The 26579-nt window shown below is 70.9% G+C and carries 22 protein-coding genes and 5 tRNA genes; 14 read left to right on the top strand and 13 right to left on the bottom strand.

Annotated elements, in window-relative coordinates; all coding sequences use genetic code 11:
• Nucleotides 1-13 precede the first annotated feature (13 nt).
• From RV983_RS19905 to purM, 6 genes are all read left to right on the top strand, one after another.
• Nucleotides 14-871 carry a hypothetical protein gene (locus tag RV983_RS19905; RefSeq protein ID WP_475987110.1) on the top strand — a complete coding sequence of 286 codons (858 nt, stop codon included), beginning with the start codon at nucleotides 14-16 and terminating at the stop codon, nucleotides 869-871.
• Nucleotides 872-917: 46 nt separating this feature from the next.
• Nucleotides 918-1121: a DUF4177 domain-containing protein gene (locus tag RV983_RS19910; RefSeq protein WP_475987111.1), complete on the top strand. Its 204-nt coding sequence runs from the start codon at nucleotides 918-920 to the stop codon at nucleotides 1119-1121.
• Nucleotides 1122-1169: 48 nt separating this feature from the next.
• Nucleotides 1170-1967, top strand: a complete 798-nt coding sequence (locus RV983_RS19915) for a maleylpyruvate isomerase family mycothiol-dependent enzyme (protein WP_475987112.1) — start codon at nucleotides 1170-1172, stop codon at nucleotides 1965-1967.
• A gap of 317 nt (nucleotides 1968-2284) precedes the next feature.
• On the top strand, nucleotides 2285-2632 hold the full coding sequence (locus tag RV983_RS19920) for a hypothetical protein (protein WP_475987113.1): 348 nt from the start codon (nucleotides 2285-2287) through the stop codon (nucleotides 2630-2632).
• 205 nt (nucleotides 2633-2837) lie between these two features.
• The gene (purF, locus tag RV983_RS19925) at nucleotides 2838-4355 is read left to right on the top strand and encodes an amidophosphoribosyltransferase (RefSeq protein WP_475987114.1); all 1518 of its coding nucleotides are present in this window, start codon (nucleotides 2838-2840) and stop codon (nucleotides 4353-4355) included.
• A 28-nt stretch (nucleotides 4356-4383) separates the two neighbouring features.
• Nucleotides 4384-5451, top strand: coding sequence for a phosphoribosylformylglycinamidine cyclo-ligase (purM, locus tag RV983_RS19930; RefSeq protein WP_475987115.1), 1068 nt, complete (start codon nucleotides 4384-4386; stop codon nucleotides 5449-5451).
• 114 nt (nucleotides 5452-5565) lie between these two features.
• On the opposite strand, the gene RV983_RS19935 is transcribed toward purM, so the two are convergent.
• Nucleotides 5566-5880, bottom strand: a complete 315-nt coding sequence (locus RV983_RS19935) for a DUF3073 domain-containing protein (protein WP_475987116.1) — start codon at nucleotides 5878-5880, stop codon at nucleotides 5566-5568.
• 360 nt (nucleotides 5881-6240) lie between these two features.
• Complete coding sequence (locus RV983_RS19940) at nucleotides 6241-7368, bottom strand: Leu/Phe/Val dehydrogenase (RefSeq protein WP_475987117.1); 1128 nt, start codon at nucleotides 7366-7368, stop codon at nucleotides 6241-6243.
• 137 nt (nucleotides 7369-7505) lie between these two features.
• On the opposite strand from RV983_RS19940, the gene RV983_RS19945 reads away from it, so the two are divergent.
• Together RV983_RS19945 and bldC are read left to right on the top strand one after the other, a co-directional pair.
• Nucleotides 7506-8393 (top strand): DUF8083 family protein, encoded by an 888-nt coding sequence (locus tag RV983_RS19945; RefSeq protein ID WP_475987118.1) that lies wholly within the window; start codon nucleotides 7506-7508, stop codon nucleotides 8391-8393.
• A 480-nt stretch (nucleotides 8394-8873) separates the two neighbouring features.
• Nucleotides 8874-9080, top strand: coding sequence for a developmental transcriptional regulator BldC (gene bldC, locus RV983_RS19950; RefSeq protein ID WP_003949541.1), 207 nt, complete (start codon nucleotides 8874-8876; stop codon nucleotides 9078-9080).
• A gap of 543 nt (nucleotides 9081-9623) precedes the next feature.
• Here bldC and RV983_RS19955 read toward each other — a convergent pair.
• Both RV983_RS19955 and hrpA read right to left on the bottom strand, forming a co-directional pair.
• Nucleotides 9624-9698: transfer RNA gene (locus RV983_RS19955), tRNA-Asp, on the bottom strand.
• A 113-nt stretch (nucleotides 9699-9811) separates the two neighbouring features.
• Entirely contained in the window at nucleotides 9812-13729 is a 3918-nt protein-coding gene (gene hrpA, locus RV983_RS19960) for an ATP-dependent RNA helicase HrpA (protein ID WP_475987119.1), read from the bottom strand.
• Nucleotides 13730-13982: 253 nt separating this feature from the next.
• Between hrpA and RV983_RS19965 the strand changes: the two genes are divergently transcribed.
• Nucleotides 13983-14750 (top strand): SDR family NAD(P)-dependent oxidoreductase, encoded by a 768-nt coding sequence (locus tag RV983_RS19965; protein WP_475987120.1) that lies wholly within the window; start codon nucleotides 13983-13985, stop codon nucleotides 14748-14750.
• A gap of 81 nt (nucleotides 14751-14831) precedes the next feature.
• Here RV983_RS19965 and RV983_RS19970 read toward each other — a convergent pair.
• The 8 genes from RV983_RS19970 to RV983_RS20005 form a co-directional block, all read right to left on the bottom strand.
• Nucleotides 14832-14905, bottom strand: a tRNA-Phe gene (locus tag RV983_RS19970).
• 4 nt (nucleotides 14906-14909) lie between these two features.
• A tRNA-Asp gene (locus RV983_RS19975) sits at nucleotides 14910-14984 on the bottom strand.
• 49 nt (nucleotides 14985-15033) lie between these two features.
• Nucleotides 15034-15106: transfer RNA gene (locus RV983_RS19980), tRNA-Glu, on the bottom strand.
• A 79-nt stretch (nucleotides 15107-15185) separates the two neighbouring features.
• A complete protein-coding gene (locus RV983_RS19985; RefSeq protein ID WP_475987121.1) occupies nucleotides 15186-16736 on the bottom strand; it encodes a metallophosphoesterase in 1551 nt (516 codons plus the stop codon).
• 39 nt (nucleotides 16737-16775) lie between these two features.
• Nucleotides 16776-17126 (bottom strand): metallopeptidase family protein, encoded by a 351-nt coding sequence (locus RV983_RS19990; protein ID WP_475987122.1) that lies wholly within the window; start codon nucleotides 17124-17126, stop codon nucleotides 16776-16778.
• A gap of 55 nt (nucleotides 17127-17181) precedes the next feature.
• Entirely contained in the window at nucleotides 17182-17538 is a 357-nt protein-coding gene (crcB, locus tag RV983_RS19995) for a fluoride efflux transporter CrcB (RefSeq protein ID WP_475987123.1), read from the bottom strand.
• Entirely contained in the window at nucleotides 17535-17969 is a 435-nt protein-coding gene (locus tag RV983_RS20000) for a DUF190 domain-containing protein (RefSeq protein ID WP_475987124.1), read from the bottom strand. Before RV983_RS20000 ends, crcB begins: the two co-directional genes overlap by 4 nt.
• Nucleotides 17969-18424, bottom strand: a complete 456-nt coding sequence (locus RV983_RS20005; RefSeq protein WP_475987125.1) for a fluoride efflux transporter FluC — start codon at nucleotides 18422-18424, stop codon at nucleotides 17969-17971. The genes RV983_RS20000 and RV983_RS20005 overlap by 1 nt, the downstream gene beginning before the upstream one ends.
• Nucleotides 18425-18602: 178 nt before the next feature.
• Here RV983_RS20005 and RV983_RS20010 point away from each other — a divergent pair, with 178 nt between their 5' ends.
• The 5 genes from RV983_RS20010 to RV983_RS20030 all read left to right on the top strand — a co-directional run bounded on the left by RV983_RS20010 (nucleotide 18603) and on the right by RV983_RS20030 (nucleotide 25580).
• On the top strand, nucleotides 18603-19109 hold the full coding sequence (locus tag RV983_RS20010) for a hypothetical protein (RefSeq protein WP_475987126.1): 507 nt from the start codon (nucleotides 18603-18605) through the stop codon (nucleotides 19107-19109).
• 197 nt (nucleotides 19110-19306) lie between these two features.
• Complete coding sequence (locus RV983_RS20015; RefSeq protein WP_475987127.1) at nucleotides 19307-21526, top strand: DEAD/DEAH box helicase; 2220 nt, start codon at nucleotides 19307-19309, stop codon at nucleotides 21524-21526.
• A gap of 196 nt (nucleotides 21527-21722) precedes the next feature.
• Entirely contained in the window at nucleotides 21723-23705 is a 1983-nt protein-coding gene (locus tag RV983_RS20020; RefSeq protein ID WP_475987128.1) for an FG-GAP-like repeat-containing protein, read from the top strand.
• Between the two features lie 187 nt (nucleotides 23706-23892).
• A complete protein-coding gene (locus RV983_RS20025; protein ID WP_475987129.1) occupies nucleotides 23893-25416 on the top strand; it encodes an amino acid permease in 1524 nt (507 codons plus the stop codon).
• 91 nt (nucleotides 25417-25507) lie between these two features.
• A tRNA-Lys gene (locus tag RV983_RS20030) sits at nucleotides 25508-25580 on the top strand.
• 409 nt (nucleotides 25581-25989) lie between these two features.
• Here RV983_RS20030 and RV983_RS20035 read toward each other — a convergent pair.
• Nucleotides 25990-26352 (bottom strand): hypothetical protein, encoded by a 363-nt coding sequence (locus RV983_RS20035; protein WP_475987130.1) that lies wholly within the window; start codon nucleotides 26350-26352, stop codon nucleotides 25990-25992.
• Nucleotides 26353-26579 lie beyond the last annotated feature (227 nt).

Raw genomic sequence — 26579 nt, forward strand, 5'->3', positions numbered from 1 at the left:
CCATACTCCAGGCGTGAGCGACCGCGGAGCCCCTGGTGAACTGCCCCTGTGGCGTACCCGCGACACCAGGCGCTGGGCGGCCTGCCGGCCCGCTGTGTGGTCCCGGCCGCGGTGGAGTGCCCTGGCGCTGGCCGTCGCTGTCGGCGTGGCCGTCTCCGTGGTGCCCGGAGGCCTCGGGGCGCCGCACTACTGGCTGGCAGCGGCCCAGTTGTACTGGCTGTTCCGGCTGCCCCAGCTCACCTTGCTGTCGGCGCCGTTGTTCGTGGCACTGCTGGCGTGGCTCGCGGAGCCCGCGGTGGCCCTGCCGGTCTCCGCGGCGCTCCTCCTGTGCTGGGCCGGCGCCCGCCACCGTCTCGCGGTCCGGCGCCGCCGGCGTCTGCTCGCTGCCAATGCGGCCGGTGACGTACGCCTGCGGCTGCCCGCGCCGCTGCCGCCGCGGCGTCGCGGGCTCGTGCGGATCGTCGTCGGGCTGCCGTTGTGCGCCGCCGCTGCCGTACCGTTTCTGCTCCCGGTCGCCCTGCTCGGGTTCACCCTCCTGGCCACCGGGCTGTCGGCCCGGCGGCGGGCCGCGGCACTGCGCCGGGACGAACTTCCGGTACTGCGCGTGCTGTCCCGCGAGGACGAGGACACCCGCGTGTGGGTCTACGCCGCCGACGACACCGCGGGCCGCGTACCGCTCTTCTCCTGCCCGGTGCGGCCCGGCTCCGCGATCCCTGACGACGACCACGCGCCCGGCGACAGCAGGCTGCGCGACACGCTGCTCTTCGGGGTGCCCTGCGAGGGCGCGGAACTGGTCCTGCTCTCCGCCGACGTGGAGGACGGACCGCTGATCGACCGGGCGGCCGGACCGGTGCGTCCGGTGGGGCGTTAACCTGCGTCCGCAAGGCAACCAACGCCACGACGAGGGGTCCTGACCGATGTTCGAGTACAAGGTCGTCAACTTCCGCGAGTCGCTCATCGGGGACGCGATCGACAGCGACAAGCTGGAGAAGACGCTCAACAAGCACGCCGAGGACGGCTGGCAGCTCAGGGCGATCACCGCCGCCGACGTCAAGGGCCGCATCGGTCCCGGCGCCGTCGAGGGTCTGCTGATCACCTTCGAGCGGCCGCGCCAGGCCTGACCGCCGCGGTCCCGGTGCGGGGCCCGGCCGGCGCGTAGGCTGCACGCCATGCCGCCCGCCGCCCGCCGCCCCCGCACCTACGACCCGGCGCGGACCGCCGCCGCGCTCACCGCGCAGACGGGGCAGGTCCTCGACGCCGTACGGACCCTCAGCGCGGAGCAGTTGTCGGCGTCCTCGGGGCTGCCGGGCTGGGACGTGCTCCACCTGCTGGTGCACATGGCGCGCCAGATGGAGGTGGTCCCCCGGGTGCTGGCCGAGCCGGCCCCGGCCAAGGCGGATCTGGACCTGACGGGCTGGGCCCGCTCCACCAACCGCATCGCCGTCAACCTGGACGCCGACACCCGCGAGGCCGCGCTCGGCACCGCTGATGCCGCCGCGCGCATGGAGGCGGCGGTGAGCGACCTGCGCGGCGCGCTGCCCGCGGCGGTCGACCCGGCCCGTGTCATCGCCATCACGCTGGGCGCGATGCGCGCGCCGGACTTCCTCGTCACCCGCCTCGTCGAACTCGTCGTGCACAGCGACGACCTGTCCACGGCGACCGGCGTGCCCGTGCCGCTGGACCGGCAGGCACTGGCCGCCGTCGTCCGGTTGCTGGCGGACACCCTCGCCGTCACCGCGCCCGGCAACTCCGTCGAGGTCCGTGTGCCGCCGTTCGCGGCCGTCCAGTGCGTTCCCGGCCCCCGGCACACCCGCGGCACCCCGCCCAATGTCGTCGAGACCGACCCCGTCACCTGGGTACGGCTGGCCACCGGCCGCACGACCTGGGACGCCGCCCTCGACGCCGGCGCCGTCTCCGCGAGCGGCGAGCGTGCCGACCTGGCCCCGTATCTGCCCCTGCTGGGCTGAGCCGGCGCGGGCTGTCCGCATCATGCGCCGGTGACCTCGACGACCGCACCGGCCGGCACACCGGCCCGCCCCTGGCTCTACGGCCTGCCGGCCGAGGGGGCGCGACCGGCGCTGACGGGCACCACGATTCCGGAGAAGTCCTCGTCGGGACGACGGGTTCGCCGGCGCGGCAGTGGCGGGCCGGGCCGCGGGGGCAGGCCGAGCACCGCCGCGAGGCCGAGACCCGGGTCGCCGAGGCGGCGGCCGCGATGAAGCCCGCGACGGGCCCGGTCCACTGGCGCGGCGGAGCTGTCGGCCGTGCCACGGGAGGGCTGCTTGTGACGGGCACAGTGGGGTTGCTGGTGGGCTATGAGTGGTTCTTCGACGGGGTGTGGTGGTACCGGCCCCTGTGCGTCCTGGACGGCTGGTTCCTGGTCGAGGGGCCGATGTCCCTGATGACCTGGCGGATCACCGCCGACGCTGCCGGTCCCGAGGTCCGCCGGTGGGCGCGTACCCGGCGCGTCCCGTGGGCGGACGTGACCCGTGTCGTCCGCACCCCGGACGGTGAGCTGATCGTGCGGCGGACCGCGGACCTGAAGGACCGCTCGCCGGGCTCCTCACCAGCCCCCGGTGGGAACGGACGCGCCGCCGCCCGTCCCCCGCGACGCGCGCCGCCGCGGAGCTGACGGCCATGATCCGCGACCCGGAGCCGCGGCCCTGACAACGGTCAGGGACCTCTCAGGACCGGTCAGGGACCGCTCAGGGACCGCTCAGGACCGGTCAGGACGAAGGTCACATGGCCAGGCGCCCCATGGGGTTACGCGCATAGAACATGGGTTTGTCGGGTTCCCCCGTTCGGACGACACCGCAACCTGCCCTAGACTCGGAGACGTGCCACGTGGTGACGGACGACTCAACCACGACCTGCTCCCCGGTGAGAAGGGCCCCCAGGACGCTTGCGGCGTCTTCGGTGTCTGGGCTCCCGGCGAAGAGGTCTCCAAGCTCACCTACTTCGGGCTGTACGCCCTGCAACACCGCGGACAGGAGTCCGCGGGCATCGCAGTGAGCAACGGCTCCCAGATCCTGGTCTTCAAGGACATGGGCCTGGTGTCCCAGGTCTTCGACGAAACCTCGCTCGGCTCCCTCAAGGGCCACATCGCGGTCGGGCATGCCCGTTACTCGACCACGGGTGCGTCGGTCTGGGAGAACGCCCAGCCCACCTTCCGTGCCACGGCCAGCGGCTCCATCGCGCTCGGCCACAACGGCAACCTGGTCAACACCGCGGAGCTGGCCGAGATGGTCGCCGCGCTGCCGCAGGGCAACGGCCGGGCCACCAGGGTCGCCGCGACCAACGACACCGACCTGGTGACGGCGCTGCTGGCCGGACAGGCCGACGCGGACGGCAAGCCGCTGTCCGTCGAGGAGGCCGCCCGCCAGGTGCTGCCCAAGGTCAAGGGCGCCTTCAGCCTGGTGTTCATGGACGAGCACACGCTCTACGCCGCCCGCGACCCGCAGGGCATCCGCCCGCTGGTGCTGGGCCGCCTGGAGCGCGGCTGGGTGGTCGCCTCGGAGTCCGCCGCCCTGGACATCGTCGGCGCGAGCTTCATCCGGGAGATCGAGCCCGGTGAGCTGATCGTCATCGACGAGAACGGGCTGCGCGCCTCCCGCTTCGCCGATGCCAGGCCTAAGGGCTGCGTCTTCGAGTACGTCTACCTGGCCCGCCCCGACACCGATATCGCCGGGCGCAACGTGTACCTCTCCCGGGTGGAGATGGGCCGCCGGCTGGCCAAGGAGGCCCCGGCCGACGCCGATCTGGTGATACCGACTCCGGAGTCCGGCACGCCGGCCGCCGTCGGCTTCGCCGAGGCCAGCGGCATCCCGTACGGCTCGGGCCTGGTGAAGAACTCCTACGTGGGCCGGACGTTCATCCAGCCCAGCCAGACCATCCGGCAGCTGGGCATCCGCCTGAAGCTGAACCCGCTCAAGGAGGTCATCCGGGGCAAGCGCCTGGTGGTCGTGGACGACTCGATCGTCCGCGGCAACACCCAGCGCGCGCTGGTCCGGATGCTCCGCGAAGCCGGCGCCGCCGAGGTCCACATCCGGATCTCCTCGCCGCCGATCAAGTGGCCGTGCTTCTTCGGCATCGACTTCGCCACCCGCGCAGAGCTGATCGCCAACGGGCTGACCGTGGACGAGATCTGCAAGTCGCTGGACGCGGACTCGCTGGCGTACATCTCGCTCGACGCCATGGTCGAGGCCACCACCATCGCCAAGCCGGATCTGTGCCGCGCCTGCTTCGACGGCGAGTACCCGATGGAGCTGCCGGACCCCGAGCTGCTCGGCAAGCACCTCCTGGAGACCGAGCTGGCCGGCGGCCCCGACGCCGCCGACGCGCTCCGTCGCCCGTAAGCACACGACGCAAGGACACCTCACAGTCATGTCCGAGAACACCGGTGCCAGCTACGCCGCGGCGGGAGTCGACATCGAGGCGGGCGACCGCGCGGTCGAGCTGATGAAGGAATGGGTCAAGAAGGCCACCCGCCCCGAGGTCGTGGGCGGGCTGGGCGGCTTCGCCGGACTCTTCGACGCGAGCGCGCTCAAGCGCTACGAGCGCCCCCTGCTGGCCTCCGCCACCGACGGCGTGGGCACGAAGGTGGACATCGCCCGCCGGATGGGCGTGTACGACACCATCGGCCACGACCTCGTCGGCATGGTCGTGGACGACCTGGTCGTGTGCGGCGCCGAGCCGCTGTTCATGACCGACTACATCTGTGTCGGGAAGGTCTTCCCCGACCGGGTCGCCGCCATCGTCAAGGGCATCGCGGAGGGCTGCGTGCTGGCCGGCTGCGCCCTGGTCGGCGGCGAGACCGCCGAGCACCCGGGCCTGCTCGGCGAGGACGAGTTCGACGTCGCGGGCGCCGGGACCGGCGTTGTCGAGGCGGACCGGCTGCTGGGCGCGGATCGCATCCGTACGGGTGACGTGGTGATCGCCATGGAGTCCTCAGGTCTTCACTCCAACGGGTACTCGCTCGTGCGTCATGTGCTCTTCGACCGGGCGGGCTGGGCGCTCGACCGCGAGGTCCCGGAGTTCGGCCGCACCCTCGGCGAGGAGCTGCTGGAGCCCACCCGGATCTACTCGCTGGACTGCCTCGCGCTGACCCGTACGGCCGAGGTGCACGCCTTCTCGCACGTCACCGGCGGCGGTCTGGCCAACAACCTGGCCCGGGTCGTCCCGGACCACCTGCACGTCACCGTGGACCGCTCGACCTGGGCGCCGGGCGCGGTGTTCGGGACCGTCGGCGAGCTCGGCGGGGTGGCGCGGCACGAGCTGGAGAAGACCCTCAACATGGGCGTCGGCATGGTCGCCGTGGTCCCCGAGGAGTCGGTGGACGTGGCGCTGACGACGCTGGCCGACCGGGGCCTGGAGGCCTGGGTGGCCGGCGAGGTCCTGGAGCGCGGCGACCGCGCCGAGGCCGTCGAGCTCACCGGTGAGTACGCGAGCTAGGGCGACCCGGGCACCCGGGACGACCCGGCGGCCCGCGCCCCGCACGGTGGGCAGCACAAAACCCGGTCCGGGCGGGCCCGGACCGGGTGTGTGGTCAAGCTGGATTGTGCTGGGTCAAGCGCGGCGACGTTGGGACGAGGACTCGGACTCTTCGTCGTCCTCGTCGTCCTCATCGTCGCCGTAGAGATCCGCGTACCGTGCGTACGGGTCGTCTTCCAGCTCGTCGTCATCGTCGTCTTCCTGTACTTCCGGCGGATTGACCGGCAGTGGTGACGATGCGCCCAGCTCTTCGGCCAGACGTGACAGGTCCGTGCCGCCGCTGTTGTACTTCAGCTGGCGGGCGACCTTTGTCTGCTTGGCCTTGGCCCGGCCGCGCCCCATTGGCTCGACCCCCTCAACGTGGGGCTCGATGGCCCCGAGTCTTGACACGCGTTCACAATGTGGAACGGGCTCTCGCACGAGAGTCCCGGTCCGTAGGGCTTCAACGGTACCTGCTTCCGAGGCCGCACGGTACGTCGCCCGCACGACGCGCGTCGGAGCAGGGGTCCGCCGAGGGCCCGTCCTGGCTGGTCAGTCGTGATTTTACCTTCTTCCGCCGTGGTCTGGCTGCCAGGGCGTGGTAACGACCGAATCTCCAGTCTGCGGCCCGTGTCCCGAGCGGCCGGCGAAGGCCGCGCGGGTGAACGACAGGCGCGGGCACACCGTACGACGACGGGACGTTCCGGTGTCCGCTTTGTGATGGAGGACACGCCCCCGCCCGACCGGGCGGGGGCGTGTCCTCCCGTGCCGTCAGCCCGCGGTCGAGGGCCGCAGCCAGCGGTCCGCCGGGGTGCGCTCGGCCATGCGCTGCTCGGCGAGCCGGTCGGCCGCCGCGGCGGGCGGGATGCCGTCGGCCGCCGCCCGCTCGAAGATGGCCAGGGTCGTGTCGAAGATCTTCGTCGCCTTGCTGCGGGCCCGCTCGAAGTCGAAGCCGTGCAGTTCGTCGGCGACCTGGATCACGCCGCCCGCGTTCACCACGTAGTCGGGCGCGTACAGGATGCCGCGGTCGGCGAGGTCCTTCTCGACGCCGGGGTGGGCGAGCTGGTTGTTGGCCGCGCCGCAGACGATCGTGGCGGTGAGGGCCGGCACGCTGTCGTCGTTGAGGGCGCCGCCGAGCGCGCAAGGTGCGTACACGTCCAGCGGGGTCCTGATCAGGACGTCAGCGTCGGTGACGGCGGTGACCTGGGGGTGACGGGAGGTGATCCGCTCGACGGCTTCGCCCCGAACGTCGGTGATCACGACCTCGGCGCCGTCCTTGAGCAGGTGCTCCACCAGGTGGTGGCCGACCTTGCCGACGCCGGCGACGCCGACCCGGCGGCCGCGCAGCGTGGGGTCGCCCCACTTGGCCTGTGCGGCGGCCCGCATGCCCTGGAAGACGCCCCAGGCGGTCAGCACCGAGGAGTCCCCGGCGCCGCCGTTCTCGGGCGAGCGGCCGGTGGTCCACTGCGGGTTGGCGCGGGCCACGACGTCCATGTCGGCGACGTACGTGCCGACGTCGCAGGCGGTCACGTAGCGACCGCCGAGCGAGGCCACGAAGCGGCCGTAGGCCAGCAGCAGTTCCTCGGACTTGACGGTGTCCGGGTCACCGATGATCACGGCCTTGCCGCCGCCGAGGTCCAGCCCGGCGAGCGCGTTCTTGTACGACATGCCGCGGGCGAGGTTCAGCGCGTCGGCGACGGCCTCCTCGTCGGAGGCGTAGGCGTGGAAGCGGGTGCCGCCGAGGGCCGGGCCCAGGGCGGTGGAGTGGATCGCGACGACGGCCTTGAGGCCGGTGGCGCGGTCCTGGCACAAGACGACCTGCTCGTGTCCTCCCTGATCCGATCGGAACAGGGTCCACAAGGGGGAGACGAGGCCGGGTGTCTGACGTACGTCGGTCACTGTGGTGACTCCCGATGTCCAGAGGTCGCCCTCCGAGCGGGTGGGGAGGGCCGGTTGCGAGAAGAGTAGAGCCACCTGGTCGTGTGCATGCTCCCAGTGTCGTGGATCACTCCCGGTGGGGGAAGCGACGTGGGACGATGCAGGGCGGATGCCGTTGTGAGGGAGCGGGTGTGGGCTTGTCATCGGTTCTGGTCCCGTACGCGACGTATCTGCGCGTGTACGAGCCGCTGGCGGCCTTTCCTGAGCCCGAACGGGGCCGTTGGTACCGCTATGCCGCGGCGGGTGCGGAACGGACCGCACAGGACGAACTGCGCCAGTCCCTGGCCAATCTCCTGCCCGTCCCCCCGGTGCCCGTTCCGGTGCACGAGAGCCCGGACGCCTTCGTGGCCGTCGTGGACGGTGTGACGCACGTCTGCCCCTGGCGCACCCGGCTGCGCGGCTGGCTGGCCCTGGAGGACCTCGCCGAGGAGTTCCCCACCGCGGTGCTGGACGCCGTGCTGCCCAAGGTCGTACGGGAGCAGGCGGCGGCCGACTACGAGGCATGGCGGGCCGAGAAGCCGGAGAACGCCGACGCGCGGCCGTGGATCCGCAGCGCGACCTGGCATGTGCCGGTGCGCTGGTTCACGCTGTTCGACGACTCCGAGCGGGAGTACGAGCCGGCCGGCGCCGGCGAGTCCAAGCAGCCGGTGATGCGCTACCGGACGCCCATGGTGCAGGCCCGCCGGCGCACGGCGCGGGGCATTCGGGTGCTGAAGGATTCACTCGAAGAGGGTGCTCTGATCGACGGCCTGGTAGATGTCGGGCGCTGGCTGGAGGAGTTCCACCCGCGTTCGCTGGTCGAACTCGACTACGGCGGGCTCGTCCACGTCATCCCCCAGGACCGTCTTGCCGAGGATCACTCCGCCACCGACGTGGCGGACGCGCTCGCGGCACTGCGCGACGGGGACGGTGACCGGGCCGGTGAGGCGTACGAGCGCCTCACGGACCGCTGGCGGGCCGTCCGGGAGCTGCAGTACGCGAGTTGAGGGACCGTCGGAAGTCCTTTGGCCGGGGGACCTTGGTCCCGAGCACGGTCGACCGGTACCTTTGGCCTAAGGGTGACGTAAAGCACCTTTGGGGGGCTTGCCCTCATCCCTACCCCCCATGACAATATGGGACATCGGGTCCGTAAGGACCTCATTCCATCTGCTTAGGACGGAATGTCCGATATTGCATCCCTTGAGGTGGGGCTGTTGCTCGTGGGTTGGCTGTGACTGATCGTCACTCAGGTGTGACTGTCCGCTATGGCCCGGTCCATCGGCTTCCGTCGAGCTTAGACACCTCAGAGGGCAAATCCATCGGTTTGGCCGACACGGCTGGACGGATGGTGTAGTTGTAGTGCCGAGGACAAGCCGTTCGTCCTATTACCGACTCGGCCCGCGTCCGCCATTTCGGGCAACGCGGGTCAAGGTGCAGAATTTTGAGGAAAGAACCGTGTTGGTTCGGTTCTCTCGAGGAGGCCGCTCATGACCGCTCGCACCCCTGATGCCGAGCCGCTGCTGACCCCCGCTGAGGTCGCCACGATGTTCCGCGTGGACCCGAAGACGGTCACGCGCTGGGCCAAGGCTGGCAAGCTCACGTCCATCCGCACGCTCGGCGGGCATCGCCGCTACCGCGAGGCGGAGGTCCGTGCACTGCTGGCGGGCATTCCGCAGCAGCGCAGCGAGGCCTGACCTGATCCAACGGGCGTTCGTGCAGGACCCCCAACCTGCCGAAACGTCCGCTCCAACGGGTCCCTGCCCCCATCAGGGATGCCCAAGGGAACCTAGGTCGCACCGGAGTCCGCCGGCTCCGGTGCGATCTTTTTTGTGCGCCTCATGTGTCCGCCTTGTGCAGACGTGAGGCTCATGAGCACGGTGCAATTGCACATATTAAATTGACGGTCCCCCAGGACACCTCAAGTTCCCCCAGAGTCGAAACTCTTGGCGTGACTCCCGTCACATGCGCAGGTCTTGCCCTGGCTGTTCCCGGTGCGGTAGTGACGTTCGGCACTTCGCCCCACCCGCCGCCCGCCCGAAGACCGCTCCCTCGGTCGGTCCTTCGGTCGGTCCCAACGGCTGGTCCTTCGGTCGGTCCCTCGGTCGGTCCCAACGGCCGGTGGAGGCTCGGCCGGTGGCGTGTCGGTCACCGCCGGCTGCCCGTCGCCGGTGAGGCCATGAGGCAGGCGTACCACGCAAGAAGGCCCGGATCCAGGGGATCCGGGCCTTCTTTTACTGCGGTCCTGACGGGATTTGAACCCGCGGCCTCCACCTTGACAGGGTGGCGAGCACTCCAAACTGCTCCACAGGACCAGGCTTCGCCGCCCTCTTTCCTGGCGACGAGGAAGACTCTACAGCAGGTCAGAGGGTGAAAGCGAACCGGTTACCGGGCGGCCTCCGAGCGGACCGCGGGGGTCGCCGGGGGGTCAGCCCCAAGCCTCGTCCAGCGCCTTGAAGATGCGCTTGTCGGAGACGGGGAACGCGGTGCCGAGGGCGTGCGCGAAGTAGCTCACCCGCAGCTCCTCGATCATCCAGCGGATGTCGCTCACCCGCTCGGGGACTGGGCGCCCGGCCGGCCGCGCGGCGAGCAGCTCGGCGTACTCGGCCTGGATCTCCCGGACCTTCTCCATGCGCGTGGTGTCGCGCTGGGCGCCGCCGGGCATCTGCTGCAGCCGCCGGTCCACGGCGATCAGATAGCGCATCAGGTCCGGCAGCCGGCGCACACCCGTGCGAGCCACGAAGCCGGGGTGCACAAGGGCCGCCAGCTGGTCCTTGACGTCCGCGAGGTTGGCGACCAGCGCCAGGCTCTGGGTGGCCTTCAGACGGCGCTCACAGGCCTGCCAGGCGGCCAGCACCTGGCGGACCTGCCCCACCACCTTGATGGTCAGTTCGACCAGCTCCGCGCGCACGGAGTCGTAGAGCTTGCGGAAGGACTCCTCGTCCCAGACGGGTCCGCCGTTGTCGGCGATGAGCCGGTCGGCGGCGGCGGTCACGCAGTCGTCGAAGAGGACGGCCACCGAGCCGTGCGGGCTGCGCGACAGGGCGAGCTTGTCCTGGTTGGACAACCGGTCCGCGACGAACTTCGCCGGGTTGGCGGGCACGTTCAGCAGGATCAGCCGGCGGGTGCCGCGCCACATCGCCTCGGCCTGCTCGGCCTCGGTGTCGAAGAGCTGCACGCCCACGCTCTCGCCCTCGTCCACCAGCGCCGGGTACGCCTTGACCGGCTGGCCGGCCCGCCGGGTCTCGAAGGTGCGCGGCAGGGCGCCCACGGTCCACTGCTTCAGGCCCGTGCGCCGCTCGATGCCGATGGAGCCCGCCGCGTCGAAGGCCTTGGTGATGGCGGCCTTGGTCTTCGGCCGGAGGCTGACTTTCAGCGCCTCCAGATCCTTGTCCTCGGCCAGCTTGCGGCGTCGCTCGTCGATGACCCGGAAGGTGATCTTCAGATGGCCGGGCACCTTGGCGAGGTCGAAGTCCTCGGCCGTGACCGGCACGCCGACCATCCGCTGCAACTCGCGTGCCAGCGTCTCCGGGAGAGGGTCCTGCACGGGCACGACGCGGTCCAGGAACGCCTTCGCGTAGTTCGGCGCCGGTACGTAGTGGCGGCGGATCGCCTTGGGCAGCGAACGGATGAGCTCGGTGACGACCTGCTCGCGCAGGCCCGGGATCTGCCAGTCGAAGCCGTCCGGGGTGATCTGGTTGAGCACCTGGAGCGGGACGTGGACGGTGACGCCGTCCGCGTCGGCGCCGGGCTCGAACTGGTACGTCACCCGCAGCTTGAGCTTCCCCTGGCGCCAGGAGTCGGGGTAGTCGTCCTTGGTGACGGCCTCGGCGTTCTCGTTGATGAGCATGGAGTGCTCGAAGGTGAGCAGCTCCGGCCTCTCGCGGTGTTCGTCCTTCCACCACGAGTCGAAGTGCGCGCCGGAGACGACGTGTTCGGGCACCACACGGTCGTAGAAGTCGAAGAGCGTGTCGTCGTCCACCAGGATGTCGCGGCGCCGCGCCCGGTGCTCCAGCTCCTCGACCTCCGCGAGCAGTTTGCGGTTGTCGTGGAAGAACTGGTGGTGGGTCCGCCAGTCGCCCTCGACCAGCGCGTTGCGGATGAACAGCTCGCGGCTGGTCTCCGGGTCGATCTTCCCGTAGTTGACCTTGCGGTCGGCGACGATCGGCACGCCGTACAGCGTCACCTTCTCGAGGGCCACGACCGCGGCCTGGTCCTTCTCCCAGTGCGGCTCGCTGTAGGACCGTTTCACCAGGTGCTGGGCGAGCGGCTCGATCCACTCCGGCTCGATGCGGGAGTTGACCCGCGCCCACAGCCGCGAGGTCTCCACCAGCTCGGCGGACATGATCCAGCGCGGAGGCTTCTTGAAGAGCGACGAGCCGGGGAAGACCGCGAACTTGGCGCTGCGGGCGCCCAGGTACTCGTTCTTGCTGTCGGTGTCCTTCAGGCCGACGTGCGACAGCAGGCCGGCCAGCAGGGACTGGTGCACATGCTGGGCGTTGACCTCGTGGTCGCCCTCGGCGAGGTGGATGCCCATCGTCTTGGCGACCGTGCGCAGCTGGCTGTAGATGTCCTGCCACTCGCGGATGCGCAGGTAGTTGAGGAACTCCGTGCGGCACATCCGGCGGAAGGCGGAGGAGGACAGCGCCTTCTGCTGCTCGCGGACATACCGCCACAGGTTGAGCAGCGCCATGAAGTCGCTGGTCTCGTCGGCGAAGCGGCGGTGCTTCTCGTCCGCCTGCTGCTGCTTGTCCTGCGGGCGTTCGCGCGGGTCCTGGATGGACAGCGCGGCCGCGATGACCATGACCTCCCGGACCACGCCGTTGCGCTCGGCCTCCAGCACCATGCGGGCCAGTCGCGGGTCCACCGGCAGCTGGGAGAGCTTGCGGCCGGTCTGGGTGAGCTTCTGGCCGTCCAGCGCGCCCAGTTCCTGGAGCAGCTGGACGCCGTCCTTGATGTTCCGGGCGTCCGGCGGGTCGATGAAGGGGAAGCGGGCGATGTCGCCGAGTCCCGCGGCGGTCATCTGGAGGATGACGGAGGCCAGGTTGGTGCGGAGGACCTCGGCGTCGGTGAACTCCGGGCGGGACAGGAAGTCGTCCTCGGAGTACAGCCGGACGCAGATGCCGTCCGCGAGCCGACCGCAGCGGCCCTTGCGCTGGTTGGCGCTGGCCTGGCTGATCGGCTCGATGGGCAGCCGCTGCACCTTGGTGCGGTGGCTGTAGCGGGAGATGCGGGCCATGCCCGTGTCGATCACGTAGCGGATGCCGGGGACGGTGAGCGAGGTCTCCGCGACGTTGGTGGCCAGCACGATGCGGCGGCCCGTGCCGCGCTGGAAGACCCGGTGCTGCTCGGCGGAGGACAGCCGCGCGTACAGCGGCAGCACCTCGGTGAAGCGCAGCTGCCTCTTGTTGAGGGCGTCGGCGGTGTCGCGGATCTCCCGCTCGCCGGAGAGGAAGACCAGGATGTCGCCGGGGCCCTCGGCCTGGAGCTCGTCGACCGCGTCGCAGATCGCGGTGATCTGGTCGCGGTCGTCCTCCTCAGCCTCCTCGGCGAGCAACGGGCGGTACCGCACCTCGACGGGATAGGTACGCCCGCTGACCTCCACGACCGGCGCGTCGCCGAAGTGCCGGGAGAAGCGCTGCGGGTCGATCGTCGCGGAGGTGATCACGACCTTGAGGTCGGGGCGACGGGGGAGCAGCTGGGCGAGGTAGCCCAGGATGAAGTCGATGTTGAGGCTGCGCTCGTGCGCCTCGTCGATGATGATCGTGTCGTACTGGAGCAGCTCCCGGTCCGTCTGGATCTCGGCGAGCATGATGCCGTCCGTCATCAGCTTGACCAGCGTGCTGTCGCCGACCTGGTCGGTGAAGCGGACCTTCCAGCCGACCGCCTCGCCCAGGGGGGTGTGCAGCTCCTCGGCCACGCGTTCGGCGACCGTGCGGGCCGCGATCCGGCGGGGCTGGGTGTGGCCGATCAGGCCGCGGACGCCGCGGCCCAGCTCCAGGCAGATCTTCGGGATCTGGGTCGTCTTGCCGGAGCCGGTCTCGCCCGCGACGATCACGACCTGGTGGTCCCGGATCGCCGCGAGGATCTCGTCCTTCTTCTGGCTGACCGGCAGCTGCTCCGGATACGAGATCGCGGGTATGGCCGTGCGCCGTGCGTCGACCTTGAGCGAGGCCTTGTCGATCTCGGCCCCGATCTCCGCGAGCACCGCTGTACGGGCCTCCGGCTTGCGAATACGGCGTGCGCCGTCCAGGCGGCGGCCGAGGCGCTGCGCGTCGCGCAGGGTCAGCTCGGTCAGCCGGGTGCCGAGCTCGGCGAATGCGGGGGTGGGGGGCTGCGTAGACATACGCGTTCCAGCATCGCATTCGGTACGGCCCGCGGGCGAACCCATTTCGGTCACACGCCCCCTCCGCGCGATGCCTGTGCGATTTCGGAGGGGCTCACGTTGGCCGGGTGCGACGTGCGGCATGCCCGTACCGGGGAGACGATCGTCGTGCGGAGTCCTCCTGGGAAGCGGGCCGTACCCCTCGCTCCCCGCGGGCCGGGGCTCCGCACGCGTGATCCTCGATCCCGGCACGTCCGCAGGAAGGACCCCCACCATGGCCGCTCCCACCGTTGTGATCACCGGCGCGCTCACCGGCATCGGCCGTGCCACCGCGGAGGCGTACGCGCGCCAGGGCGCGAACGTCGTGGTCTCGGGCCGCCATGAGGAGGCCGGCGAGCAGCTCGCCGGGGAGCTGGCAGGGCTCGGCGGCCGGGCGGAGTTCGTCCGGACCGATGTGCGTCTCGAGGCCGAGGTGCAGCGGCTGATGGAGTACGCCGTGCAGACGTACGGGAAGATCGACGTCGCCTTCAACAACGCCGGCACCGAGGGCACCCCCGGCGGCGTCGAGGACATCACCGACAAGGAGTACGAGGAGGTCTTCGACACGAACGTGCGCGGGACGCTGCTGAGCATGAAGCACGAGTTCCGCGCCATGAAGACGAGCGGCGGCGGCAGCATCGTCAACATCAGCTCCACCTACGGCCAGATGGGTTTCCCCGGCGCCTCCCTGTACGTGGCCAGCAAGCACGCCGTCATCGGTGTGACCAAGGTCGCCGCCATCGAGGGCGCGCTCCACGGCATCCGGGTGAACGCGGTGGCTCCCGGCTTCACCCGGACCGCCATGTACGAGCGGGTCACCGCCTCCGACGCGTTCCGCCAGGCGGTGGACTCCATCCTGCCGTTGCACCGCCCGGGCACCCCGGAGGAGATCGCGGAGGCCGTGGTCTTCCTCGGCTCCGACAAGGCCTCGTACATCACCGGGCAGACCCTCACCCTGGACGGCGGGCTGATGGCCGGCTGGCCGCTCTTCCCGGTCGGCTGACCTCGCGCGCCACGGCGCCGGACACAACGCAGAACCCCCGCCGATGATCTCGGCGGGGGTTCCTGCCCTTGCGGGCCGCTGTGGCTGGGGCCGGGGTCGAACCGGCGACCTATCGCTTTTCAGGCGATCGCTCGTACCAACTGAGCTACCCAGCCAGCGCGGTCCTGACGGGATTTGAACCCGCGGCCTCCACCTTGACAGGGTGGCGAGCACTCCAAACTGCTCCACAGGACCCAGCTTTGCGCTTCTCTGTGCGAGACACAGTCTCGCACAGGTCAATGCGTACCCCCAACGGGATTCGAACCCGTGCTACCGCCTTGAAAGGGCGGCGTCCTGGGCCACTAGACGATGAGGGCTGATGGCCCGCCGCGCGGTGTTTCTACCGTCGGGGACGTGAGAAGCATATGGGATGCGGCGGGGGATCGCCAAAACGCTTTAGCCCGCGCCCGTCGGACGGACCGCGGGGGGCGGTTTCCGCCCAGGGGCCACCTCCGCCGGCAGATGGCGGGAGACCTCGGCCGTCGACTGGCCCAGACCGCCCAGCGTGATCTCGTCCCAGGCCTGCAGGGCGTGGCTGTCACGGTCCAGATAGAGCACCGAGGCCTCCACCTTCTGCGGCGTGTCGCCCTCCACGGCGCGCAGCCCGCCGCCACCCGTCGTGCCCTCCACCATCAGGCGGCTGCCGTGTTCCAGGACGCTGACGTCCCGCTGATGGGTGTGCCCGGCCAGGATCAACGGGACGGTGCCGTCCGCCTGGGCGGCCGCGATGGGGTTGTGGGCGATGGCGATGTCGACCGCCCGGCCGGCCGCGTCCTGCCGCCGGATGGAGTCGGCCAGCCGCCGGCCGGCCCGGCGTTCCGCGGCGTCGCCGGAGGCCTCGACCGAGCGGTCCGGAGTGAACTGCGGGTCGCCGATGCCCGCGATCCGCAGCCCCTTCACGACCGCCGACTCCCCGTTGTCCACCACGATGGCCCCCTTGCGCGCCGCCACCGCGCGCTGGCTGTCCATGGAGTCGTGGTTGCCGCGCACGAACACATAGGGCGCGCCCAGGTCCGGGATGGCGGAGGTGAATCGGTTCTCGGCGGCGGTGCCGTGGTCCATCAGGTCGCCGGTGTCCACGATGACGTCGATCCGGTACTCGGCGACGACGGACTGGATGATCTGCCAGGCCGCCGGGTTGAGGTGGATGTCCGAGACGTGCAGTACCCGCAGGGTCGACGGGTCGGGGCTGTACGCGGGCAGCGTGGAGGTCGCGTCGTACAGCCGGGTCATGTTGGTGACCAGGCGCGCCAGCTCCTGCTGGTAGACGTCGAAGTCGCTGACGATGCTGCGGGCGTTGCCGACCACGGACGGCGCGCTGCTCAGCAGTCCGGAGAACTTGGGCTCCAGGACGCTGCGCGGGTTCCATGTCCCGTACGCCGTGCCCGCGCAGGCCGCCAGCACCGCCAGCGACAGACCGCCGGCGGCCAGCGCCCTGCGGGGCCTGCGGTAGACGGCCAGGCCCAGGGCGGTGGCGCCGGTCAGCGCGGCCAGCGACGAGCGCAGCGCGAGCTGCGCGGTGCTGTTCCGTACGTCGGTGGCGATCTCCTCCTGGAGCCCGCTCAGCCGCTCCGGGTGCCGGACCAGGGCCTGGGCGCGCTCGGGGTCGAGGGTGTCGACGTCCACCACCAGCCGCAGCGGCCCGTCGTGGCTGTCCAGCTGGAGGGCTCCCAGCGGCGCCACGTTCACCTTGGTGTCCCCGGTCCACGACGGATGCAGGGACATCCGGGTGTTCATCGGTCCCACCGGCTCCTCGATGCTCCCCAGCACCACCAGCCCGAGCCAGCCGCCGATCAGCGTGACCGCGACCAGCGCGAGCGCCGTGAGCCAGGGGCGGCTCGGTGCGTCGATCGCGGGAACGGCACGAGAGGAGCGGGGCGAGGGGGAGGGGCGCCGAAGGGTACGGCGCAGCGCGGACCGGACGCGGTGCGGCAGATCTCGGAGCATTGCCGACCTATGCCCTTCTCCTCCCTCGCGTATGCCCCGTCAGCCCCAGCCCAGCTCGTGGAGGCGCTCCTCCTCGATGCCGAAGTGGTGCGCGACCTCGTGGACGACGGTCGTGGCGACCTCCTCCACGATCTCCTCCGTGGTGGAGCACAACCGCTGAGTCGGGCCCCGGTAGATGGTGATGCGGTCGGGCAGCACCCCGGCGTACCACTCGCCGCGCTCGGTCAGGGGAGTTCCCTCGTACAGGCCGAGCAGTTCGGGGTCGCCGGGGTCGGGTTCGTCCTCGACGAACACCGCCACGTTGTCCATGACCCGGGCCAGCTCGGGGGGGATCCGGTCCAGCGCGTCGCTGACCAGTTCCTCGAACGCTTCGCGCGACATCTCCAGCACACCGGCCATTGTCCGGGACAGCGGGCCGATCGGGCAGCGTCCGACGCGGATCGGGTCACACGAGTGCGGCGCCCGCGAAGGCGGCGGCCACCCCCGCGGCGACGCTCCCCGCCACGTTGAGGGCCGCGTAGAGCCGCGCGCCGCCCTCGGCCAGCCGCAGGGACTCGTAGGAGAAGGTCGAGTACGTGGTCAGCGCGCCGCACAGTCCGGTGCCCAGCAGGAGTTGGAGCCCGGTGGACGCGCCGGCGGCGACCGCGCCGGTGACCGCGCCCAGGATCAGCGAGCCGGCGATGTTCACGGTGAAGGTGCCCCAGGGGAAGACGCCGTCGTGCCGCGCCTGGACCGCACGGTCCGTCAGATACCGCAGGGGCGCGCCGATCGCGGCGCCGACCGCGACGAGCAGCCAGTTCATCGGCCGTCAGCCCCACCGGTGCCGTGCACGACCTTCACCTCTTCGACCGTGGCCAGGCCCGTGGTCATCAGCTCCCGCAGCTGCGGCAGGAAGGCCCTCACCCGTTCGGCGCTGTCCACGATGACGATCGCGAGCGGCAGATCCTCGCCCAGCGACAGCAGGCGGGAGGTGTGGACGACCGCGCCGGCGCCGAAGCCCTCCACGCCGCGCAAGACCGAGGCCCCGGCGAGTCCGGCGGGCGGACGCCGCGTATCCGCCGTTCGTCGGCTACCGGGCCCAGCACCTCGTCCGGGGACAGGAACATCCCGTGCCCGGCCCGGCGCAGCTGCGTGGGCGCGGAGCGCGATCCCGCTGTGCAGCGGCCCGTGGTGCCAGGTGTCGTTCTCCCCCACACGGACGGCGAGCCGGAACGCGGGGCCGGTGAGGGTCATCACGTCCTCCACAGGCGGCGGGTCAGGGTCGCCGCGGACCATACGCAGAGCAGGGCCGCCACGGGCGTGACCGCCAGATAGACCAGGGCGACGGCGATGTGCCCGGCGGCCAGCAGCCGCTGCACGTCGACCGTGTACGTCGAGAAGGTCGTGAAGCCGCCGAGCACCCCGGTACCCAGGAACGGCCGGACGAGGCGGTGCGCGGAGGGCAGGCATTCGGTGACCGTCACCATCAGCACGCCGATCGCCGTACAGCCGGCCGCGTTCACCAGGAAGGTCGTCCACGGGAACGCTCCGGCCGCGGTGGGCCACAACAGCCCCGCGCCGTAGCGGGCGAACGCCCCGGTCACCCCGCCGAGCGCGACGACGGCGACCACCGGGCCCTGGTCGCGCAGCGGCGCCGGCCACCGGGAGCGCGGCGGGCCGGCCGCTGCCCGTGCCTGCCGACGTCCCATGCCCGGACGGTATCCGAGCGGCGCGGCGGGAGGGCCGGCCGGGCGGCGTGCGGCCGCGGGCGTGTCCCCAGGGGCCGCGGCTCCGTTGGGCAGCGCGGAACCCGCTCCGTCGGGCGACTGTCTTCAGAGCCTCTCCAGACCCTCCTCAGACCCTCCCCAGACCTTCCGAGGTGCTCCTGTGACTCCTGCCACAGCCCGCGCGCGCACGGCGGCCGCACTGCTTCTCCCCGTACTCGCCCTGGGTTCTCTTACCGGCTGCATGACCGTCGGCGGCACGGGCAGCGACGCCAAGCCCGACGGGATCTCCTCGCGGATCTCCGGCGAGGACGGCGGGGCCGGCGGCACCGGCTCGGACGGCGGGCTGGGCATGCCCGGCGCCGGGCCGGGCGTCTCCGCGGGCCGGCCCGTCCGTCCGGGACACGCCCCGTCGGCCTCGGGGTCGCCGTCGGCGAGCGCACAGGAGTCGGTGCCGGGGCCGACCCAGGGTCCGGGCGGCTCGCACAGCGGCAAGCCCTCGGGGCGGCCGTCGTCCTCGCCCCGGCCCTCGACGCCGGCGTCCCCGACCGACCGGCCCTCGACCTCGTCGTCCCCCGGCGGTGGCGGCGAGTCGTCACCGCCGCCCTCCGGCGGGCCCTCGCCCGAGCCGTCGCCCTCCAGCGCCCCGTCGGCGAACGGGGCCGCCTGAGCCGCCCAGGGCCGAATTGGCCAAAGCGGCCATCCATGCGTATGCTGGCAGATCGTTTGATCCCATTGCCCGGCGCCGAACCGAGACGCGCCGCGTTGGCGCGTTCCTTTTCTCCTGTGGCTGACCGCATCGAGGCGGTTGTAAGCAACCTCCGGAGCTGGCGCGTGCCGAAATCTCCGAGAGGTTTTAGCTTCAGCATGTCTATTGACACTGCCGACCGTTCCGCCATGCCCTCCAACACCAACGACACCGACAGCAGCGACAGCGTCGAGAGCACCGACAGCACTGTCGACGCCATCGACGAGGCCGGCACCGAGGAGCGCACCGCTCCCGAGGCCTCCGAGGCCTCCGAGGTCCCCGAGGTCCCCGAGGTCCCCGAGACCACCTTCGGCGACCTGGGCCTGCCCGAGGGCATCGTCCGCAAGCTGGCGCAGAACGGTGTCACCACCCCCTTCCCGATCCAGACCGCGACCATCCCGGACGCCCTGGCCGGCAAGGACATCCTCGGCCGCGGCCGCACCGGCTCCGGCAAGACGCTCTCCTTCGGCCTGCCGCTGCTCACGCAGCTCTCCGGCGGCCACACCGAGCGCAAGCGCCCGCGCGGTGTGATCCTCACCCCGACCCGCGAGCTGGCGATGCAGGTCGCCGACGCCCTCCAGCCGTACGGCGACGTGCTCGGCCTGAAGATGAAGGTCGTCTGCGGCGGTACGTCGATGCAGAACCAGATCTACGCCCTGGAGCGCGGCGTCGACATCCTCGTCGCCACCCCGGGCCGGCTGCGTGACCTGATCGACCGCGGCGCCTGCTCGCTGGACCAGGTGCAGATCGCCGTCCTCGACGAGGCCGACCAGATGGCCGACATGGGCTTCCTGCCCGAGGTCACCGAGATCCTCGACCTGGTTCCCAAGGGCGGCCAGCGGCTGCTGTTCTCCGCCACGCTGGAGAACGAGATCGACTCGCTGGTCAAGCGCTACCTGAAGGACCCGGTCACCCACGAGGTCGACCCCTCCGCGGGCGCGGTCACCACCATGACCCACCACGTGCTGATCGTGAAGCCCAAGGACAAGGCGCCGGTCACCGCGGCCATCGCCGCCCGCAAGGGCCGCACCATCATCTTCGTCCGCACCCAGATGGGCGCCGACCGCGTCGCCGAGCAGCTGCGCGAGTCGGGCGTCAAGGCCGACGCCCTGCACGGCGGCATGACCCAGGGCGCGCGCACCCGCACCCTGGCCGACTTCAAGGACGGTTACGTCAACGTCCTGGTCGCCACGGACGTCGCGGCGCGCGGCATCCACGTCGACGGCATCGGCCTGGTGCTGAACGTGGACCCGGCCGCCGACCACAAGGACTACCTGCACCGCTCGGGCCGCACCGCCCGCGCGGGCGAGTCCGGCACGGTCGTCTCCCTGGCCCTGCCGCACCAGCGCAAGCAGATCTTCCGGCTGATGGAGGACGCGGGCGTCGACGCCTCGCGCCACATCGTCGGCGGCGCCGGCGCGTTCGACGAGGACGTCGCCAAGATCACCGGCGCCCGTTCGCTGACCGAGGTCCAGGCCGACGCGGCCGGCAACGCCGCGCAGCAGGCCGAGCGTGAGGTCGCCGACCTCACCAAGTCCCTGGAGCGCGCGCAGCGTCGGGCCGCAGAACTGCGTGACGAGGCCGACCGCCTCACCGCCCGCGCCGCCCGCGAGCGCGGTGACGACCCCGAGGCCGCCGTCGCCGCCGCCCAGGCCGAGGCCGCCGAGGCGGTCGCCGCCGCTGCAGCCGTCCCGGCGCAGGCCGAGGCCCCCGCCGAGCCGGCCGAGCAGCGCACCTTCCAGCGCCGCGACGACCGGGGCAACTTCGAGCGCCGTCGTGACGACCGCCCGTCGTACGGCAACCGCGAGCGTCGTGACGACCGCCCCGCGTACAACAGCCGTGACCGTCGTGACGACCGTCCGGCCCGTCCGTCGCACGAGCGTCGTGACGACCGCCCGTCGTACGGCAACCGCGAGCGTCGTGACGACCGCCCCGCGTTCAACAGCCGCGAGCGTCGTGACGACCGTCCGGCCCGTCCGTCCTACGAGCGTCGTGACGACCGTCCGGCCCGTCCGTCCTACGAGCGTCGTGACGACCGTCCGGCCCGTCCGTCCTACGAGCGTCGTGACGACCGTCCGGCCCGTCCGTCCTACGAGCGTCGTGACGACCGCCCCGCGTACAACCGCGACGACCGCCCGGCGGCCCGCTCCTACGACCGTCCGTTCAACCGGGACCGCCGTGACGACCGCCCGTCGTCCGTCGGCCGCGACCGCGACAACAACGACCGCCGCCCGTACGGCCGTCGTGACGACCACCGCCCCGGCACCACGGGTACCGGCACGGGCACCGGCTCGTTCGGCCGTCGTGACGACAAGCCGCGCTGGAAGCGCAACGGCTGACGCCGTCTGAACGACATGTGATCGTGAAGGGGCCCGGCAGGTGAACACCACCTGCCGGGCCCCTTCACGTTCCCCCGCGGCTTCCGGGGCCTGAGGGGCGGCTGTTAGGGTTCCTGACAATTGCGTGGGGGGTACAAGCCGGGGGGCTTGGGGGATTCCGCGGCGCCGGACGCCGCGACACCAGTGACCGCTGCCGATGGCCGTCGAGCGGCTCGCGGTGTCCAACGGCCGGCTCGTCACGCTGGAGAACGGCGACGGTTGCACCGCCTTCTACGGCCGTGATCTGAGCGGCACCGCACAGGTGCAGTACGGCGCGCGGCAGCCAGTGGCTCCCGTGGCGCGCATGCAGGGCAACTGCACCACGGATTGCCCGATGTTCGAGGCCACCGGTGACGGGCGGGTCGTGTACACGGGCCTCGCGTCCGCCGCCAACGCAGACGACGCGCAGAGTCTCTATGTCACGAACGACGCTCCGGCGAGCGCGGTGACCGAGCACGCCACGGGCTTTTCCGGTTCCGAGGACGTGGCGCTCAGCGCTGCTTCGGGCCGAACGGCTGTCGTCTGGTTCCGGTCCGGCAACGACAACTACAACTTCACGGACCTCGACACCGGCAGCGTTCTGCGCAGCCTCGACCTGGGGTCGCGGTGGGCCCTGTGGGGGCGCACCCTGTGGACGTCGACAGGGACGACGGGCGCGGCAGCCCAGGACCTCCGTACCGGCGCACGGATCAGCACTTTCGCGCTGAAGGGGTGCTCCGGCCCCGCGAGCCTGGACGCGGTGGGCCACTGGGTCAACTGGTCCTGCCTGAGCGGGGACGTGGTCAAGGCAGGTGTCTACGACACCCTGACGAAGAAGCAGTTCGCGTTCCCCCAGATCGACGGGGCGCTCCGGCTCGGTGACGGGTGCATCGTGAACCGCGTCGCGGACGGTGGCCTGGCGCTGTACGACTTCCACAGTGGCACCGTGGTGAAGCGGCAGCTGGCCGAGCACACCGGTACCGCGTGGTCGCTGGACCCGTACACCGGTTACGTCGCGTATTCCGACGCCGACCAGAACGTCCGCATCCTCAACGTTGGCGTCTCCGCCTCCGCGTTGAGCGTGGCGGACGTGCAGGTCGGGACGACCGTCGACACCGATTCCACCCCCGTGGGATGGCGCGGCAAGTGGTGGCTGTCGAAGCCTGCCGCTTCGTGGAAGCTGGTGGTCAAGCACAAGGCGACCGGCGCGGTCGTGCGCACGGTGAGCGGGGGTGCGGCCCGGGCCACGGTCGGTGCGGCCTGGGACGGTCGGGACGCCAACGGCGCCCTCCTGCCCAACGGTGCGTACACCTGGACGCTCAGCGCCACCCCGGCCGACGGCACCGGCGCGGCGCTGAAGACGTCCGGAACCGTGAAGCTGAGCGGCGGAACAGCCGTACGACGGGACTTCGCGAGCGGTGACGGCTTCGGCGACCTGCTGACGCTCACCTCCTCCGGCACCCTCGCCATCCAGAAGGGCGACGGCGCCGGGAAGTTCTCCGGCACTCTCTCAGGCACCGGATGGCCCGCCACCGTCACCGCCGTCCCCTTCGGGGACCTGAACGGCGATCGGTGCAATGACGTGCTGGTGTGTTTCAGCAGCGGGACTTTGCGGGCGTACAAGCCGGGTTGCGGGAAGGTGCTGACGCCGTCGACGCCGTACACCTCGCTGGGTACCGGTTTCCAGCAGTACAACGTGCTGACCGTGCCCGGTGATGTCAGTGGCGACGGGCGTCCCGACCTGATCGCGCGTCAGTCCTCGACCGGTGACGTCTACCTGTACAAGGCGACCAGCGCGGGCAAGTTCGCCGCCCGGGTGAAGATCGCCAAATGGAACGTCTACAAGAAGATCGTGGGCGCGGGTGATCTGAACGGCGACGGGCGGGGCGACCTGCTGGCGCAGGACAAGTCCAACGAGCTGTGGCGTTACGACGGCAACGGCAAGGGCGGTTTCAAGGCCCGGGTGCTGGTGGCCAAGAACTGGGGTGCCACGTACAACGCGGTCGTCGGCGTGGGGGACATCACCGGTGGCGGCAAGGCCGACCTGGTCGCGCGGGACACCTCGGGCGTCCTCTTCCGCCAGACCGGCCACGGCAACGGCACCTTCGCCGCGCGCGTGAAGATCGCGACCGGCCGGCAGGCCTGCAAGGGCGTTTTCTGATGCCGCGGACAAGGGCGGGGAACATGGGGAGCACGAACAGGTCCTGCTCGGCTGCGATCCCCGGCGCGCCGCTCGGCGACTGACGGAAACACGGCGGTGACACCCCCGTCGTCCACGGGGCGAATACGGTCAATTTCAGCCAGCCCATGACGCATGCCGTGCCCCCGGCGAGGGAATCGCTGGGGGCATGACAATTCCAAAAGGAACGGACGCGCCCGAAGGGGCCGCCGCCCCGGTCACCGACGAGGAACGCCTCGCACAGCTGGGCTACACGCAGGTGCTGGCCCGCCGCATGTCCGCGTTCTCCAACTTCGCGGTCTCCTTCACGATCATCTCGGTGCTGTCCGGCTGCCTGACGCTCTACGCGTTCGGCATGAACACCGGCGGTCCCGCGGTCATCACCTGGGGCTGGGTCGGCGTCGGGCTGATGACGCTGGTCGTCGGTCTGGCCATGGCCGAGATCTGCTCCACGTACCCGACCTCCGCCGGCCTCTACTACTGGGCCTACAAGCTCGCCCCGGCGCGCAGCGCCGCCGCCTGGGCGTGGTTCGCCGGCTGGTTCAACGTGCTGGGCCAGGTCGCCGTGACCGCGGGCATCGACTTCGGGGCGGCGAGCTTCCTCAACGCGTACCTGGACCTGCAGTTCGGGTTCACCACCACCCCCGGCCACACCATCCTGCTGTTCGCGGCGATCCTGCTGCTGCACGGGCTGCTCAACACCTTCGGCGTGCGGATCGTCGCGCTGCTCAACGACATCAGCGTCTGGTGGCACGTCGTCGGCGTCGCGCTGATCGTCGGCGTGCTCGCCCTCGTGCCCGACCGGCACCAGTCGACCTCGTTCGTCTTCACGCACTTCGTCAACAACACCGGCTGGGGCAGCGGTGTCTACGTCGTGCTGCTGGGCCTGCTCATGGCGCAGTACACCTTCACCGGCTACGACGCCTCCGCCCACATGACGGAGGAGACCCACGACGCGGCCACCGCCGGCCCGCGCGGCATCGTCCGTTCGATCTGGATCTCGTGGATAGCCGGTTTCGTGCTGCTGCTCGGCTTCACGTACGCCATCCAGTCCTACGACAAGACCCTCGGGACGTCCACCGGCGTGCCGCCCGCCCAGATCCTCATCGACGGCGCCGGCGCCGTCGGGGGCAAGCTGCTGCTGCTCGTCGTCATCGGCGCCCAGCTCTTCTGCGGCATGGCCTCCGTCACCGCCAACAGCCGCATGATCTACGCCTTCTCGCGCGACGGCGCCCTGCCCTTCTCCGCCACCTGGCGGCACATCAACCCCCGCACCAAGACCCCCACCAACGCGGTCTGGCTCGCCGCCCTGGGCGCCCTCGTCCTCGGGCTGCCCTACCTGATCAACCTCACCGCGTACGCCGCCGTGACGTCCATCGCCGTCATCGGGCTCTACATCGCTTACGTCATCCCCACCCTGCTGCGGCTGCACAAGGGCGACGCCTTCGACCGTGGGCCCTGGCACCTGGGCCGCTGGTCCCGCCCCATCGGCATCGTCGCCGTCGCCTGGGTCGGCTTCATCACGGTCCTGTTCATGCTTCCCCAGGTGAGTCCCGTCACGGTGGACACGTTCAACTACGCGCCCATCGCCGTCCTGGTCGTCCTCGGATTCGCCGCCACCTGGTGGCTCGCCTCCGCCCGCCACTGGTTCCTCCGCGACCACGCGCCGGCCCCCACGGACACCGCGGGCTGACGCCGCCGTCGCCCCTCCGTGACGGCGACCGCGTCCAACAGGCCCAATGCGCTCGGAGCGACGGCCACCGTCCGGCTATGCTGCGGTGTGCGGGCCGTTAGCTCAACTGGCAGAGCAGTGGACTTTTAATCCATTGGTTGTGGGTTCGAGTCCCACACGGCCTACCCGCAGGCGGTCGGTCTCGCCGCCGCTGTCCTGCGTGAATGCGGCCCCACTGGTTTTCGCCGGTGGGGCCGCAGCCCGTTCGCGGGGGCCTTGCGTGAGCGATGCGTGAGCGGATGTGCCAACGATCACGAGCGCATCGCTGGCACATGCGCCCGCTGCCAGACGTACACCGAGAACGGCATCTCCTACCTGGTGGAGACCGGGTCCGGCCCCGGCGGCATCCTCGTCGTCTGTGCCGACGCGCAGGCCTGTATTGGCCGCGCACCGGCACCACTCCACACCGGCCCCCGCTGACCTGCCGTCTGCCTCCGACGGCAAGCTTCACGGGAGGCAGACGGCAACGGGCCCCCACCGCAGACCTCAGGCGGTGGGGGCCTCGTCGTGCTCACAACGAAATACGTGACAGATTCAGCAGTGCTCGTTCGTCATCACCGCGCCAAAGACGGCGACTTGGCCGGGATCCATGACCGCGGTGCAGATCTTCCAGGTGGACGGGTCATCGATCTTGCGGTGCCGCCCACTGGCGTCGTTGATCCTCACCTGAGCATCGGGCCCGAGTTGATCGAGCGCCCCCTTGACGTTGCCACCGATGAACATGGGCATCGGCACACTCACCGCATCAGCCGCCGAGGGGCTGCGCGTGGCCAAGGTCGCGGGCGGGGACGGGGGGACGCTGTCTGTGGCCGTCGCCGACTGCGACGGGCCACTGCATGCGGTGAGGCCCGCGAGCAGTGCGGGGGCGAGGACGGACGTGAAGGCGTGCGTGCGCATGTCTCCCTCAAAGGCGTATGAGCGACGGCCGTCATCCTCGGCAAGCCACAGAGGGGGTAGCGGGCATGCGGCCCACGCCCGGTGGGGCCCTGGGCCGTGATGACGCTTGAGGATACGACGAAGGCCGACCCCGCCACAGGACCGGCCCTCTGCTCTCCACACCCGAGCTGCCAAGCGTTGGATGGGACCACCAGCATAGGGCTGGGGGCTGACAATGGGGGAGTAGT

The sequence above is a fragment of the Streptomyces sp. RLA123 genome (assembly GCF_056270165.1).